General features: G+C 63.5%; 14 protein-coding genes. 6 read left to right on the top strand and 8 right to left on the bottom strand.

Going from position 1 to position 14,253, the window contains the following annotated elements:
• Positions 1 to 82: 82 nt before the first annotated feature.
• Positions 83 to 508, bottom strand: a complete 426-nt coding sequence (locus AC1DX6_RS28980) for an Lrp/AsnC family transcriptional regulator (RefSeq protein ID WP_477319743.1) — start codon at positions 506 to 508, stop codon at positions 83 to 85.
• A gap of 137 nt (positions 509 to 645) precedes the next feature.
• On the opposite strand from AC1DX6_RS28980, the gene AC1DX6_RS28975 reads away from it, so the two are divergent.
• A complete protein-coding gene (locus AC1DX6_RS28975) occupies positions 646 to 807 on the top strand; it encodes a hypothetical protein (RefSeq protein WP_477319741.1) in 162 nt (53 codons plus the stop codon).
• A 2-nt stretch (positions 808 to 809) separates the two neighbouring features.
• Positions 810 to 1,736, top strand: a complete 927-nt coding sequence (gene ctlX, locus AC1DX6_RS28970) for a citrulline utilization hydrolase CtlX (RefSeq protein ID WP_477319739.1) — start codon at positions 810 to 812, stop codon at positions 1,734 to 1,736.
• A 6-nt stretch (positions 1,737 to 1,742) separates the two neighbouring features.
• Here the strand turns inward: ctlX and AC1DX6_RS28965 are convergent, their stop codons facing one another.
• The 7 genes from AC1DX6_RS28965 to AC1DX6_RS28935 all read right to left on the bottom strand — a co-directional run bounded on the left by AC1DX6_RS28965 (position 1,743) and on the right by AC1DX6_RS28935 (position 9,766).
• Positions 1,743 to 2,843, bottom strand: coding sequence for a pyridoxal phosphate-dependent aminotransferase (locus tag AC1DX6_RS28965; RefSeq protein ID WP_477319737.1), 1,101 nt, complete (start codon positions 2,841 to 2,843; stop codon positions 1,743 to 1,745).
• A 71-nt stretch (positions 2,844 to 2,914) separates the two neighbouring features.
• A complete protein-coding gene (locus tag AC1DX6_RS28960; RefSeq protein WP_477319735.1) occupies positions 2,915 to 3,424 on the bottom strand; it encodes a hypothetical protein in 510 nt (169 codons plus the stop codon).
• A 79-nt stretch (positions 3,425 to 3,503) separates the two neighbouring features.
• The gene (locus AC1DX6_RS28955; protein WP_477319733.1) at positions 3,504 to 3,965 is read right to left on the bottom strand and encodes a Ros/MucR family transcriptional regulator; all 462 of its coding nucleotides are present in this window, start codon (positions 3,963 to 3,965) and stop codon (positions 3,504 to 3,506) included.
• Positions 3,966 to 4,182: 217 nt separating this feature from the next.
• Entirely contained in the window at positions 4,183 to 4,887 is a 705-nt protein-coding gene (locus AC1DX6_RS28950; RefSeq protein WP_477319731.1) for an ROK family protein, read from the bottom strand.
• A gap of 18 nt (positions 4,888 to 4,905) precedes the next feature.
• Entirely contained in the window at positions 4,906 to 6,282 is a 1,377-nt protein-coding gene (gene zwf, locus AC1DX6_RS28945) for a glucose-6-phosphate dehydrogenase (RefSeq protein WP_477319729.1), read from the bottom strand.
• Positions 6,283 to 6,304: 22 nt separating this feature from the next.
• Positions 6,305 to 7,321 (bottom strand): phosphogluconate dehydrogenase (NAD(+)-dependent, decarboxylating), encoded by a 1,017-nt coding sequence (gnd, locus tag AC1DX6_RS28940; RefSeq protein ID WP_477319727.1) that lies wholly within the window; start codon positions 7,319 to 7,321, stop codon positions 6,305 to 6,307.
• Positions 7,322 to 7,354: 33 nt separating this feature from the next.
• Positions 7,355 to 9,766, bottom strand: coding sequence for a glucan 1,4-alpha-glucosidase (locus AC1DX6_RS28935; RefSeq protein WP_477319725.1), 2,412 nt, complete (start codon positions 9,764 to 9,766; stop codon positions 7,355 to 7,357).
• Positions 9,767 to 9,998: 232 nt separating this feature from the next.
• On the opposite strand from AC1DX6_RS28935, the gene AC1DX6_RS28930 reads away from it, so the two are divergent.
• The 4 genes from AC1DX6_RS28930 (at position 9,999) to AC1DX6_RS28915 (ending at position 14,213) form a co-directional block, all read left to right on the top strand.
• A complete protein-coding gene (locus AC1DX6_RS28930; RefSeq protein WP_477319723.1) occupies positions 9,999 to 11,285 on the top strand; it encodes a sensor histidine kinase in 1,287 nt (428 codons plus the stop codon).
• On the top strand, positions 11,285 to 12,028 hold the full coding sequence (locus tag AC1DX6_RS28925; protein ID WP_477319805.1) for a response regulator transcription factor: 744 nt from the start codon (positions 11,285 to 11,287) through the stop codon (positions 12,026 to 12,028). Before AC1DX6_RS28930 ends, AC1DX6_RS28925 begins: the two co-directional genes overlap by 1 nt.
• Before the next feature lie 183 nt (positions 12,029 to 12,211).
• Entirely contained in the window at positions 12,212 to 13,102 is an 891-nt protein-coding gene (locus AC1DX6_RS28920; protein WP_477319721.1) for an SMP-30/gluconolactonase/LRE family protein, read from the top strand.
• Between the two features lie 97 nt (positions 13,103 to 13,199).
• Positions 13,200 to 14,213, top strand: coding sequence for a substrate-binding domain-containing protein (locus AC1DX6_RS28915; RefSeq protein WP_477319719.1), 1,014 nt, complete (start codon positions 13,200 to 13,202; stop codon positions 14,211 to 14,213).
• The last annotated feature ends 40 nt before the right edge of the window (positions 14,214 to 14,253 follow it).

The raw sequence follows: 14,253 nt of genomic DNA, 5'->3' as shown, positions 1-14,253 counted from the left end.
TTAGCAAAGTTCGCTGCGGCATGTGCGCCAGAATCGGCGCTGGATCAAGGGATTTTGTGCGCAACGCCGGCGTTGGCGAAGCTCATACGCTGCTCAGCATCAGGCTGGTTTCGCTGTTGAGGATGCCATCGATGGCTCTGACTTCACGCAGCACACGGTCGAAGTCCGAAAGGCTCGTCGCATGGATCTCGGCGATCAGGTCCCAGGTGCCGTTGGTCGTATGCAGCGAATACAGCTCCGGTATGCCGCGCAGCCGCTTGATGATGGTGGTGGTGGATTTGCCGGTGACTTCGACCATCATGATGGCGCGGATGGCCTGATCGTCGACGTCCTGGCGCACGCGAACGGTAAAGCCGAGCACGGCGCCCGACGACAGCAGCCTATCCAGCCGCGCCTGCACCGTTCCGCGTGAAACATCGAGCACATCCGCAAGCTTGGAAATGGGCGCGCGGCCGTCCTCCCTGAGGATCGAGATCAGCCGGCGATCGATTTCGTCGAAGATATGCATGTCAATGTTGCCAGCCAGCAGTGATCAGATTGTACGATTCTGGCGCGAGTTTTGAACACTTTGCAGGTTTCTTGTAAATTCTGCTACCCCTAAGCTCTCGCCTCGTCAGAAAATTCTTCTCGAGGTGGAGCGCATCGATGGTGCAATATGTCGGCACGGCAAACCTGATACGGCTGGTCGGTTCGATCGGGTTGGAACCCTTCGAGCTTCTGGCTCAGCCCGCTGATCCTCGCAACCTGTTCGGCCTGATATCGGCGCCCGCCTCCAGCGGCCCGGTCGCTGCTTGCACGGTGCAATGACCATGCGCTCCGTTTCCGCGCAGGCGCCGCGCGGCGTCGTCATGATCCGCCCACATCACTTCACCCCCAACGAGGCGACCGCCGCCGACAACGCATTCCAGAACCGTGACGGAACGCGCACGGCCACCCTGATCAGCGCCGAGGCCTATCAAGAATCGACACGCATGGCGGCGCGCCTCGAGGCGGCCGGGGTCACCGTCCATCTCTTCGAGGACGAGACCGACGGGCGTCCGGATTCGGTCTTCCCGAACAACTGGTTCTCGACCCATTCCGGCGGCCATATCGCGGTGTATCCGATGTTTTCCCCCAGCCGGCAGGCGGAACGGCGATGGGATATCATCGAGTTCCTCAAGCGGCATTACCGCGTCCAGGACATCATCGACTATTCCGGGCTGGAGCAGGATGGCATCTTTCTCGAAGGCACCGGCGCCATGGTCCTCGACCATATCGAGCGCGTTGCCTATGCCGCCCGGTCGAACCGCACCAATGAGGTGGCGCTGGAACGCTTCTGTACGCATTTCAACTTCGAACCGATGCTGTTCGACGCCTTCGATCGATCCGGGCGGCCGATCTACCACACCAATGTGATGATGTGCCTCGGCACCGAGCTCTGCCTCATCGGTCTCGCCAGCATCATGTCGGACCGCCGGCGGGCCGAGGTCCGCGAACGGCTTGAGGCAGGAGGGCGCATTGTCGTCGACCTGACGGCCGAGCAGATCGAGGCGTTCGCGGGCAATGCGCTTGAGCTTCAGGGGCGGGACGGCCGCGTGCTGGCGATCTCATCGCGGGCGATGCGGGCGCTTCGGCCTGATCAGGTCGCCGCCATCGAGAATTGCATTGCCCCGGTCAGCCTCGACATTCCGACCATTGAGCTCGCGGGCGGCTCGGTCCGCTGCATGCTGGCGGGAATCCATCTGGCGCAGCGGTGACGGCCCTCAGTCCCTGAGCGCGGCCGAGATGGCGTCGAGGCCGCCGCGCAATTCGGCTTCCTTCGGCCAGCCGAAGCCGACGCGGAAGAAGCTTTTCGGCATGTCGAACCAGTGGCCAGGGCCGACATAGGTGCCATGGTTCTCCAGCAGGTTCACATAGAAGCGGTCGAGGTCGAAACCGGGACCGACATTCAGCCTGGGGAAGCCGACAACGCCGCCTTCCGGCCGCACCCAGTCGACCAGCTTCTCGCGGTCGATCCAGGCCTGGACGATGTCGCGGCGCCTGGCCATATCAGGCAGCAGCGCCGCCAGGAAGGTGTCGCGGCGTTCGAGCATGCCGCGCGCAATGCCTTCGTCGATAACGCTGCCGCAGATGCCGATCTGCTCCTTGGCGGCGAGGAATTTTTCCTGGAGGGTAGCATCGCGGGTGACCAGCCAACCGATGCGGATGCCGGGAATGCCAAAGGCTTTGGACAGCGACGAGACGCTGATCGCGCGCGGGCTCAGCGAGGCCGCAGTGGGCAGGCGCGTTCCATAGGAAAGGTCGCGATAGGTTTCGTCGACCAGCAGATGGCAGCCGCTGGCTTCGGCCAGCGCCACCAGCGCGTCGAGATCGGCCTGGCGCATCATCGTGCCGGTCGGGTTGTGCGGACAGGTGACGCTGACCAGCTTCGTGTTCGGCCGCATGCTGGCGGCGACGCGGCCGACATCGACGGCAAAACCCGCGTCGAAATCCAGATCGACATAGGAGATGGCGCAGCCGATCGCCTTGGGGGTTTCAATGTTGGTGGCGTAGTTGGGCCTGATGACGACGAGGTGGTCGCGCTCGGACAGAAGCGAGGTCGAGATGATGAACAACGCGCCGGCGGCACCGGCGGTGACCAGCACATCGTCAGGCGAGATGCCGGCGTCCTGCGCCGCGATCAGCGCCCGCAATTCCTTGTCGCCGCGATGCTCGCCATAGAACAGCGTCAGATCGGGCAGCGACAGGCCGATGTCGGAGAGTTTCTGGTCGGCGATCGAGCTTTCGGAGAGGTTGTAGCGGATACGGTCGTAGCCGTACTCCTCCGGCGCCTCTTTCTCGATCACCATCCTGGCGTAGTTCATGGTCCCCCCCCTGAGACTTTAGCTCAAAGCTCCATCTCAGCAGCGAAGGCCTGTTGTCAACGACCTAGCCCTCAAACGACAAACTCGGGATAGGACTTTCGGAAAGCTCTTAACCACGGGGCAGCTTTTCCGTAACCGACGACAATATTGTTCTGATCTCGAACCAGCAGGAATTCGAGATCCGCCTTGAAGCAAATGTGGTCCACACCGCCTTTGTCGGCGTGCGCCAATGAAAGGCCGATGGAGCTTTCAAGTTCAAATATGACGTCTGGATAGGAAAGCTGGCCGTGTAGCTCCGTTATCACGTACAGAGGCCCGCCGATCTGATCCTTCATCATCGCATAGAACAGAATGAAGAACGGATGGCCTTGTGTCCTGTACGGCTCTACGTCGACGCCATCCAACGGTCGGCATACCACGGGCTTGAGGTCGAATGCCTTTCCGTATTTCGCCAAAAGCCTACTGTAGATTGGGCCAAGTTCCGGCTCGCGCACGACTTTGGGCGACGAGCTGAATCTCTCAAGCCCATCAGCAAAATACTCGTCAGCAAAATACTCGTCGGTCTTGTTTCTGAACTGCATGGTCTGTCAGAATCGCTTCCCAAGGATTTTCCCCGGAGGGAAGCTATCTGACAAGACCATTGGCTCAGCGCCAGGCGTCTCAGGCCGAAGCCTTGGCCTTTCTGCCCCTGGCTTTAACAGGTGCCACTTCGGCGGCCTTGCGACCAAGACCGATCGACTTGGCCAGCGCCGAGCGCGAAGCCGCGTAATTGGGGGCGACCATCGGGTAGTCGGCCGGCAGGCTCCATTTGGTGCGATAGGCCTCCGGCGTCAGCCCGAAATGCACACCGAGATGACGCTTCAGGGATTTGAAGCGTTTGCCGTCTTCGAGGCAGATGATGTAGTCCGGGGTCACCGACTTCTTCGGATTGACCGCGGGGACGAGCGGCGCGGCGACGGGGGTCACCGGTTGTCCGAGCCCGCTGATCGAGGCGCTGACGCTGGCGATAAGGTCGCTCAGGCCGGAAGCAGGCAAGCGGTTCTTCTCGACATAGGCGGACACGATGTGAGCCGTCAGTTCAAGCAGGTCGTCTTTGCTGGTGTTGTTGCTATCGTCGGACAATCTATTTTCTCCATCTGCGGGGGTGGCGGAATTCCTAATCGGCAAATCTGCACAACGCAATGATTTCGCGCGAAATCACACGTTATTTTGAACAACTATACTAAACTGGACTAGACCAGTTCATCGTTTCACGGAAACGCCGAACTGCTCTATGTCTTTGTTTTTACGCAATTCCGGACGGAAAACCGCTCACACTTTTCCTGGAATTGCTCGAATATCAGACGATAAGCGCCTTGTCGCGCCACAGGCGAAAGCCGCCTTCGAAGGCGCGTGTGTTGTCGCCGCGCCTGCTGTCTGCAGGCAATTCGTCGAGTTTGTCGACATTGCCGCCGCCAATCACCACGTAGTCCGGCTGCATGGCGGCGCGAAGCCGATCGACGACGTCGAAGACGTATTTGTGCCACTTCTTCTTGCCGCGCTTTTCAAGGCCGCGTTCGCCAACATAGTCCTCGAAGCTTTTCCCCTTCTTGTAGGGAAGGTGCGCCAGCTCCATCGGCTGGGCGACGTTGTCGACGATCATCGCGGCGCCGAGGCCGGTGCCCAGGCCGAGGAACAGCATGCGTCCGCCTTCGTAGCTGCCGATCGCCTGCATCAGCGCGTCGTTGACCACCTTCACCGGTTTGCCGAAGGCGGCGGCGAAATCATAGCCGGCCCAGCCCTTGCCGAGATTGGCCGGGTCGATCATCGGCCGGTTGTGGGTCACCGGGCCGGGATAGCCCATCGAGATGACGTCATAGGGCAGGCCCTCGGCCAATGTCTTCACCGTCGCGATCATCTGTTGCGGCGTCAGTCCCGGTCCGGAATCGGCCCGGCGTTCCTCGCCGCCGGCGCTGGTCAGGATCTTGACGTGCGAGCCGCCAATATCGATCGCCAGCACGACCGGCTCCGTGCCCGATGCCGGTTGTTTCACCGCTTTGGCCATTGTCTCACCCTCCCGAAATCATTTTACCGGATCGATCCAGCCATTGGGCGGCCCGAACCCGGCCATCGCGTCGGCCGGTCCCCAGGTCTTGGGCTCATAGACATGCGGCGGCGTGATGTCGCCAAGCACCGGACCGACGATGCGCCAGGCCATTTCGCTGGCGTCCTGACGAGTGAAGAGCTGGCCGTTGCCGTTCATGGCGTCGCCGATCAGCCGCTCATAGGGCGGCATGTCGCTCTTCGAGTCGTCGAGCGCGGTCAGCTCCACCTGCTCGCCGACCATGTCGTCACCGGGCGCCTTGCGCTGCGCGCCGATGGCGATCACCACCTGCGGATCGATGCGGAAGCGGACGTAGTTCTGGTCCGTGGGCTTGATCGGGTCGAAGACATCCAGCGGCGGCCGCTTCAGCCGCACCACCACTTCGGTGACATGCACCGGCATGTTCTTGCCGGCACGGATGAAGAAGGGCACGTCCTGCCAGCGCCAGGTGTCGACGAAGAAGCGGACCGCCGCGAAGGTCTCGACCGGCGAATTCGGCGCCACGCCGGGCTCGGCCAGGTATCCGTTGAACTGGCCGCGCACGACATCGTCCTTGGTCAGCGTGCGGATGGCCCTGAGCACCTGCACCTTCTCGTCGATCAAATCGTCGGCGGAGCGGCCGACCGGCGGCTCCATGGCGAGCAGCAGCAGGATGTTGAGCAGATGGTTCTCGATGACGTCCCTGATGCAGCCGACATCGTCATAGAAGCGGCCACGGCCTTCGATGCCGAAATCCTCGGCCATGGTGATCTGCACGCTTTCGACGAAATTGCGGTTCCAGATCGGCTCGAGGAAGGAATTGGCGAAGCGGAAATAGAGCAGGTTCTGGATCGCCTCCTTGCCGAGATAGTGGTCGATGCGGAAGATCGACTGCTCGTCGAAGACCAGATGCAGCACCCGGTTCAGCCAGCGCGCCGATTGCAGATCGTGGCCGAACGGCTTTTCCACCATCAGCCGCGCGCCATGCGCGGTGCCGGATTGTTCCAGCCCCTGGACGACGGTCTCGAACATGGTCGGCGGCACCGCCATGTAGTGCAGCGGCCGCTGGGCCGAGCCGAGCGCGCTTTTCAGCTTCTCGAACGTGGCGCCGTTGCGGTAATCGCCGCTGACATAGCGCAACTGCGAGGCCAGCTTGGCGAAGACCGCGTCATCGATGCTGCCAAGCGCGGTTGCGATGCCGTCGCGGGCGCGCGCCTGCAGCTGGCCGAGGTCCCAGGGGTCGAAAGCGACGCCGATCACCGGCTCGGTCAGCGTTCCCTTGGCAACCATCTGGTAAAGCGCCGGAAAGATCTTCTTGTGGGCGAGATCGCCGGTGGCGCCGAAAAGCACCAGCGTGTCGGAGCGTTCCTGGCTCATGAGCGTGCCTCCCTCGCCACCGTCACGAGCCGGCCTTCGGCTTTTCGACATGGCCGCCGAAGGCGTAGCGCATGGCGGACAGGAGCTTGTCGGCGAATTCGGATTCGCCTTGCGAGGAAAAGCGGTCGAACAGGGCCGATGACAGCACCGGCGCCGGCACCCCGGTGTCGATCGCCGCCTTCAGCGTCCAGCGGCCTTCGCCGGAGTCCGAAACACGGCCGCCGAATTGGGCAAGCGCCGGGTCGCTCTTCAGCGCGCCGGCGGTCAGGTCGAGCAACCAGGAACCGATCACGCTGCCATGCCGCCAGACCTCGGCCACCTGGGGAAGGTCGATGTCGAATTGATAATATTTCGGGTTTTCCAGCGGGCTGGTTTCGGCATCGGCGGTGCGTTGCCTTTTGCCGGCATTGGCCGATTTCAGGATGTTCATGCCTTCGGCATAGGCGGCCATGACGCCATATTCGATGCCGTTATGCACCATCTTGACGAAATGACCGGCGCCGCTCGGTCCGCAATGGAGATAGCCGAACGGAGCGGTGCCGGCAGCCTTGTCGGGAGCCGGCGCACCGGCATCGAGGCCCGGCGCCAGCGTGGCAAAGATCGGATCGAGATGGCGCACCGCCTCGTCGGGACCGCCGATCATCAGGCAGTAGCCGCGCTCCAGGCCCCAGACGCCGCCGCTGGTGCCGACATCGACATAGTTCAGGCCCTTGGCCGCCAGCTCAGCCGCCTGGTCGACGGCGTCGTGGTAGTAGGAATTGCCGCCGTCGATGATGATGTCGCCGGGCTCCATCAGCGCTGCCACCTGGTCGGCGATCTTGCCGGTGATCGCCGCCGGCAGCATCAGCCAGGCGCTGCGCGGCTTGGACAGCTTGCCGACGAATTCCTCCATCGAGGCAGCACCGATGGCGCCGTCCTTGACCAGCGCGGCTACGCTTGCCGCGTTGATGTCATAGACGACGCATTCATGGCCATCGCGCATCAGGCGGCGCACCATGTTGGCGCCCATCCTGCCCAGTCCCATCATTCCGATTTGCATGGTCTCGTCCTGGTTTCTTGAGGAATCGAAGCTTTACTGGCTGTCCGGCGCGTCTATGCCGACGGAAAAGTCGACATTCTCCCAACCGCCTGTATCGGGCCAGAAAAAAGTGAAGACGATGGCGTTGCCCGGCGGAATATCGGCAACGGGCAGATCCACCAGATGGATGCCAAAGGCATTCTCCGCGGTCTTGCTGTCTTGCACAGTCAGCCATTTGTCGCTTGTCCAGTGGACCACGCCGCGCGCCGGAAGCTCCACGCGCAATAGCTTGCCGGCGGGGATGGTGCGTGGCTTGTTGTTGAAGCGCCATGTCCTGCGCGGCGACACGGTCTTGTCCGTGATGTAGCGCTCCACACCTTGCGGCGGCATGTCGAAGACCGCGCCGTCGCGCAGCGATCGCAGCAGCTTGATATGCTCCGAATGCGCCCAGACCAGCGGCATGGCGCTGCCAGACGGTCCGCCGTGCCGCAATTCGTGCTGCGGCAGGTCAGGACCATCCCAGACCTGCTCCGGCAGCAGGCCGCCGACCCCGGCGGAGGCCTCGAATGTCTCGAGCAGGCTTGCCGCTCTGTCCTTGCGCCCCGCGGCCAGCTCGTAATGGGCGCGTTCGCCGGCCAGCAGCGGCCATGGCCGGCCTGTGCCGGTGCCGTCGAACGGCGCGCCGTCGGCGTGTTCGCCATAGCCGTCCCCGGTATAGCGGTACCAGAGCGGTCCTTGCGGTAAGTCGATGCGCAATTGCGCGTCGATAACTTTGACCGTGTCGACGATGCGCGGATCGTCGGCCGCCCGCAGGCCGAAGCGGACAAGCGCCAGCGCATCCGGGCTGATGATGGCCTCGGCCGGCTTGTCGGTGTCGCCGGGCGGGCGGTTCTTGATCGGCACAAAGCCGTCCTTCGGCGATGCCGCGCCTGCATCGTCGGGTGGAGCGATGCGGACATAATAGCCGTTGACGCCGTGCTCTGCGCACAAATCCGTGCCGCTGACATAGGTCCAGCGCTCGATCTGGTCGTTCCAACTGTCCGCCGTTTCGCGCAGATAGTTAGCCGGCTCTGCTTTGCCGAAAGCGTCGAACATATCGGCGGCGGCGAGCAGCGCCGATATTTCGACGGCGAGCGTGAACGGGCTATAGCCGGCATCTTCCTCCCAGCGATCCTCGCCGGTGACCGGACCGTTGCGCACTACGTAGGACGCCGCCTTCTCGATCATCGGCAGGAAGGTGGTGAGCACGGCGCGCGGCAGATGGCCGGCGCGGCGCAGCGCGTCGGCAAGCAGCAGCGGAAAGGCACACTCATCCATCTGGATGCCCGGCCAATAGGCCGAGCCGTCGAGCCAGACGTTTTGCGGCCAATGGCCGTCCGGCTGCTGGATGGAACGGAGATAGGTAAGCGTCTGCAGCGCCGCCTCGGCATCGCCGGCGGCGAGGAAGCCGCCCGCCGTTTCGACCAGGTCGCGCGGCCAGACCAGATGATAGCCGCCGAGATCGTCGTCGCCCTTGCTGAACCCCCACGGGATGGACAGGCTGGCGACGGCCGCTCCTGGTTTGGCCAAGGACCGGTGCGTTGCCAGCACAGCCGTGCTGACGCGATAGGTGTTGAGGCCGGACTGGTCATGCCTATCGAGCGGCAGCAGGCCGGCCTGCCATTTGCGCCACGTCTCGACATAGGCCTTGGCGGCAGGCTCAAACCCCTGGGCAAGGCTGGCGACGGCATGGTCCGCCGCCTCTTGCGGCGTGGCGCCGAAGCCAAGCGCCAGCAGGGCTTTTGGATTTGCCGGGGAAAAACCGATCTCACCGGTCAGCGCGACATTGCCGTCCTCGGCCCTGGCGCAGGCCGGATCGAGACGGCCGCTGCGGCTGAGTTGCTGCCAGCCGTCGGAGACACCCACATAGCCGGCCGAGCAGTCTCCCCAGGGCAGCGACGAGGCAAGCGCCAGGCAGACGCCACGCCCCGAGGCAAACAGCATCGCTTTCCCCTCGTGGTCGTCGATCCAGGCGGTGTTGCCCATGCCGGCATTGACGAGATGCGGCGCCAGAAGTGCGTAGACGCGGTGGTCGCCGCCCTTGAGCGACGTGAAGGTGACCTCCTGCAGCAAGGCTGGCCGTTTCGGATCCGTAACGATAAGTTTTTCGATCCGCCAGCTTCCGTCGGCAGCGGTGTTGACCAGCCGGTAGGCCGGCACGCCATCCTCGAACGGTTCAACCTTATGTTCGGCGTCGCGCTTCTCCTCGGAGAAATAGCCATCGGGGCCGGTCACCAGCAATCCCATGTCGCGGGTGCAGGCGCTGTCGAGGTGCGGATAGTAGACTTCGTTGAGAATGCCGTGGCTGAGCGTGAACCAGACGCGGCTGGCCGGTGAAAGGGCTGCGCCAACGCCGCTCTTGGCGCTCGATGTCCAGCGCGCTGGGATTCCGGGTGCGCCCGGCGCAACTGTTGGCGTCACTGCCATTTTTGCTTTGGTCTCCTGCCTCTTCCCTAGACCAGGACGCGAACCCTTTTCAATTGATGCACCGCAAGTTGATCGGCCGCCGCGACGGAGGCGTCGTTGACAGCGCCGGTCACAGGTGCCCACTATTCCGGCCGCAGGGGAGGCCTGACGAAATTCGGGAATTGGCGGCGCGAGAAGCGTCGCGGCTCGCGTAGCGTAATTTTTTCGGGTGTCATGGGAGGGTCTCAAAGCGATGTCGGATGTATCTCCCATGCTGATCGACCGGCTGCTGGCCATTTCGCAGGCGCTGGCCGGCCATATCGACCCGGGCTCGGCGTTTCGCGCAACCGCCATCGAGATCGGCACGCTCATTCCGCACGATCACGTCGATCTGGCGGTGCTGTCGCAGGATGGGCGCAAGCATGCCTGCTACGAAGCGGGCTTCCACACCAGCTGGAGCGAGTTGGCCCAGCACCCGCTGCCGACCGAGGTCAGCCCGATACGCTCGATCCTGTGGGGCGAGGTGCCCTATCTGCTTTCCGACGACGCGCTGTGCGACCAGCGCTTCCATTTCGACAAAGCGATCGACGGACCGATCTTCGCCGCCAGGCTGCGCAGCCGCATCGTCGTGCCGCTCAAGGCGCGCGGCGGCATCATCGGCGCCCTCAACATCAGCCGGCACGAAGTCGGCTGCTATACGCTCGCCGATGTCGCGGTGGCCCAGCAATGCGCCGACCTGATCGCGCCCTATATTTTTGCGCTGATCCAGACCGAGGAGGCGCGCCGGGCGATGCTCGCCGAAAGCGAAGCGCACAATCGGGTGGAACTGCTCAGGGTCGGCGCCTCGCAACTAACGGAAGGCATGGAGCGGGAGCGCCGCCGCATGGCCATGGACCTGCACGACCAGACGCTTGGCGATCTTGCCCGCATTGCGCGCCAGGTTTCGGCGTTTCGCAGCCAGGGCGTGGCGCGGGCGGCGCAGCTTGCCGACCTCGAGCAGGAGGTCGTCGGCTGCCTCACCGAATTGCGCCACATCGTCGACGACATGCGGCCAAGCGTGCTCGAACTGTTCGGCTTGCGCGATGCCGTTGAAGCGCATCTCAACCGCAGTGTCGCCAGAGCCAAGCCGCCGATTGCCGTGCGCATCGCCGATACCAGCGCCGGCAGCGCCGACAATTTGTCGGAGCCGATGCGCACGGCGCTCTACCGGATCGTCCAGGAAGCCATCAACAACGCGGTTCGTCACGCCGCACCGCACCGCATCGACGTGCTGCTGGACGCGACCGAGACCGTGCTGCGGGTCGTCGTCACCGATGACGGCCAAGGCTGCGGCACGGTCGATCCGGCCGCGCATGGCGGCATCGGCCATATGCATACGCGGGCGGCGCTCATCGGCGCACGCCTGCGTATCGGCCGGGCCAGCCGGAAGAGCAGCGGAACGCGGGTGGTCATCGAGATCGACCGCCAGCCCTTGCAAGGCAAGGCGGCCGTTCTAGCAGCAGCAACGCCCGAACACCGGGTCGTGTCGGAGGCACTATGATGCTGGTCATGATCGCCGAGAATGACGGGCTGCACCGCACATTCGCGCGGCAAACCGTTGAGCAATTATGGCCCGGCGATGTCGAGGTGATCGAGGCCGGCGATGGCGAGGACGCCATCAATCTGGCGGCCGAGCGCCAGCCGCCGCATGTCGTGCTCGACCTGCAGCTGCCCAAGGCGACGGGGATCGAGGTCGCCCGTTCGATCTGGAGCCGCTCTGCTGGCACGCATATCCTGTTCTGGTCGAATTTCGCCGACGAAGCCTATGTCCGAGGCGTGGCGCGCATCGTGCCGCCCGGTTCGGTCTACGGCTATGTGCTGAAATCGGCGACGGAAGAAGGCATGCGCTCGGCCTTGCGCGGCGTTTTCCGCGAAGGCCACTGCATCATCGACCGCGAGATCCGCGGCATCCAGCACCGCGTGCAGGATCGCTTCGAAGGCATCACCGACGGCGAGTATGAAAGCCTGATCGATATCGCGCTCGGCCTCACCGACCGGGCCATTGCGTCGCGCCGGGGGCTGTCGATCCGCGGCGCGCAGAGCCGCATCAAGCATGTCTACGAAAAGCTTGGCATCGTGCCTGCCGAGGACGGCGCCGGCGATGCGTCAGTCTTCAACTCGCGCACGCGGGCGATTTATCTTGCCATGGCGCGTGGTCTGATCAATGTCGATGCGCTGCGCCGCGAACAGGACCGCCTCGACGCCTGGCTGGCCAACACGGCGCTGCCGCCCCAAGGCCATTGATCCCATAGAAAATCATCGGACGCGGTTGCGACTGTGCAAACACACAGTCGTTGCTGCGGGTAGGCCGGTATCGCTCCTGCGGAGCGACGACTAACCTCACCCCAACAAAAAATAAGATATACGGGAAGCGCTTATGCCATTCGCCAGCATATGGATGCTCTTGGGCGAACCGAAGAGCCAATGATGGCTGCGTCGGTGGGTGCCCGCCATTCCGGTTTCGGCGACGTTGTTGGCAACGCGGCCATGGAAAGGCTGGCGAGCGGCTTCGGCTTCATCGAAGGGCCGGTGTGGCACCCCTACGAGAAATGGCTGGTGTTCAGCGATATTCCCGAAAGCCGCATGTACAGGCGAAGCCCCTCGGGCGATGTCGAGCTGTTCCGGGAGCCGAGCCACAAGGCCAATGGCAACACGCTCGATCGCCAGGGCCGACTGGTCACCTGCGAGCATGCGACGAGCCGCGTCACCCGCGCCGAACCGAACGGCAGCACGACGGTGCTGGCCACGCATCACGGCGACAAGCAGCTCAACAGCCCCAACGACATTGTCGTCGCCACCAGCGGGTCGATCTACTTCACCGATCCGGGCTTTGGCCGGGTGGAGTTCTACGGCGTGCCAAGACCTCAGGAGCTGTCGTTCCAGGGCGTCTATCGGATCGACGGCGATGGCGTCCGGTTGACGCTGGTCGCCGACGATTTCGCCCAGCCGAACGGGCTGTGCTTCTCGCTCGACGAGTCGCGGCTGTTCATCAACGACACAGAGCGCGGCCATATCCGGGTGTTCGGGGTCGAGGCGAATGGCGATCTGAACGGCGGCGCCGTATGGGCCGTGACCGAAGGCACGGAGCCGGGAGCGCCGGACGGCATGAAGATCGACAGCCGTGGCAATCTCTACTGCACCGGCCCCGGCGGCATCCATGTCTTCGATGCCTCAGGCGACATTCTGGGTGTCATCGCGACGCCGGAAGACTGTGCGAATTTCACCTTCGGCGACGAGGATCTGAAGAGCCTCTACATCGCTGCGTCGACGTCGCTTTACCGGCTAAGGGTTCGTGTGCCGGGGTTGAGACTGTTTTGAGCCCGGGATCATCCGTGCTCAAATCGGGATGGGAGGTCCGCCGGCCTGAAAGCCGGTGGCAAGTGCAGCAGTCAACATCACATGGGAGGACTATGACATGAAGAAACTACTGGTCTTGAGTACCCTGGCGGCCATGCTGGCCTCAGGCACGGCGTTGGCAGACACCAGTGGCAAGAAGATCGCCTTCTCCAACAATTATGCCGGCAATTCGTGGCGGCAGGCGATGCTCGACAGCTATGGCATCGTCACCAAGAAGGCGGTTGCCGACAAGGTGGTCGGCGCTGCCGACATCTTCACCACGGCCGACAAGGAAGTGCCGACCCAGGCGGCCCAGGTGCAGAACCTGATCCTGCAGGGCTATGACGCCATCGTCATCAACGCCGCCTCGCCCGATGCGCTCAACGGCGCCATCAAGCAGGCCTGCGACGCCGGCATCACCGTCGTTTCCTTCGACGGCACCGTCACCGAACCTTGCGCCTACCGCGTGGTCGTCGACTTCAAGGACATGGGCAAGCAGGAAGTCGAGCAGATGGCCAAGTTCCAGCCCAAGGGCGGTAATCTCCTGGAAATCCGTGGCCTTGCTGGCACCTCGATCGACGATGCCATCCATGCCGGCATCCTCGAGGGTGTCGCTGCCCATCCCGAGTTCAAGATCGTCGGCTCGGTGACTGGCGACTGGGACCAGACCACGGCGCAGAAGGCGGTGGCTACCATCCTGCCGTCGTTGCCGGATGTCGTCGGCATCGTCGACCAGGGCGGTGACGGCTATGGCGCCGCACAGGCCTTCGCCGCCGCCGGCAAGCCGCGCCCGACCATCATCATGGGCAACCGCCAAGATGAGCTGCAGTGGTGGAAGGAACAGAAGGACAAGGACGGCTACAACACCTGGTCGGCGTCGATCGCGCCCGGCGTGTCGTCGCTCGCCTTCTGGGTGGCACAGCAGGTGCTCGACGGCCGCACCGACATCCCGCACGATCTCTTGGTGCCGTATCTCGCCTTCACCCAGGACGATTTCGAGGCCGAGCTGCCAAAAATCGTCAAGGGCGGCGTCGCCAGCCACGAATACACGCAGGAAGATGCCATCGCGGCCATCAAAGCCAACATCAAGTGATGGCTGACCTGTTGCCGCTGGCATCGCCGACCGGATATCG

Source organism: Mesorhizobium sp. P2_C4, assembly GCF_056404575.1.
The sequence above is the reverse complement of the archived record's forward strand: the minus strand, read 5'-3'. Positions and strand labels throughout refer to the sequence as shown.

What these genes read in the sequence shown, in the direction of transcription:
- AC1DX6_RS28965 (WP_477319737.1), bottom strand. Translation starts at nt 2,843, where the DNA reads ATGAACTACGCCAGGATGGTGATCGAGAAAGAGGCGCCGGAGGAGTAC.
- AC1DX6_RS28920 (WP_477319721.1), top strand. Translation starts at nt 12,212, where the DNA reads ATGGCTGCGTCGGTGGGTGCCCGCCATTCCGGTTTCGGCGACGTTGTT.
- gnd (WP_477319727.1), bottom strand. Translation starts at nt 7,321, where the DNA reads ATGCAAATCGGAATGATGGGACTGGGCAGGATGGGCGCCAACATGGTG.
- AC1DX6_RS28960 (WP_477319735.1), bottom strand. Translation starts at nt 3,424, where the DNA reads ATGCAGTTCAGAAACAAGACCGACGAGTATTTTGCTGACGAGTATTTT.
- AC1DX6_RS28980 (WP_477319743.1), bottom strand. Translation starts at nt 508, where the DNA reads ATGCATATCTTCGACGAAATCGATCGCCGGCTGATCTCGATCCTCAGG.
- AC1DX6_RS28925 (WP_477319805.1), top strand. Translation starts at nt 11,285, where the DNA reads ATGCTGGTCATGATCGCCGAGAATGACGGGCTGCACCGCACATTCGCG.
- AC1DX6_RS28950 (WP_477319731.1), bottom strand. Translation starts at nt 4,887, where the DNA reads ATGGCCAAAGCGGTGAAACAACCGGCATCGGGCACGGAGCCGGTCGTG.
- ctlX (WP_477319739.1), top strand. Translation starts at nt 810, where the DNA reads ATGCGCTCCGTTTCCGCGCAGGCGCCGCGCGGCGTCGTCATGATCCGC.
- zwf (WP_477319729.1), bottom strand. Translation starts at nt 6,282, where the DNA reads ATGAGCCAGGAACGCTCCGACACGCTGGTGCTTTTCGGCGCCACCGGC.
- AC1DX6_RS28915 (WP_477319719.1), top strand. Translation starts at nt 13,200, where the DNA reads ATGAAGAAACTACTGGTCTTGAGTACCCTGGCGGCCATGCTGGCCTCA.
- AC1DX6_RS28930 (WP_477319723.1), top strand. Translation starts at nt 9,999, where the DNA reads ATGTCGGATGTATCTCCCATGCTGATCGACCGGCTGCTGGCCATTTCG.
- AC1DX6_RS28975 (WP_477319741.1), top strand. Translation starts at nt 646, where the DNA reads ATGGTGCAATATGTCGGCACGGCAAACCTGATACGGCTGGTCGGTTCG.
- AC1DX6_RS28935 (WP_477319725.1), bottom strand. Translation starts at nt 9,766, where the DNA reads ATGGCAGTGACGCCAACAGTTGCGCCGGGCGCACCCGGAATCCCAGCG.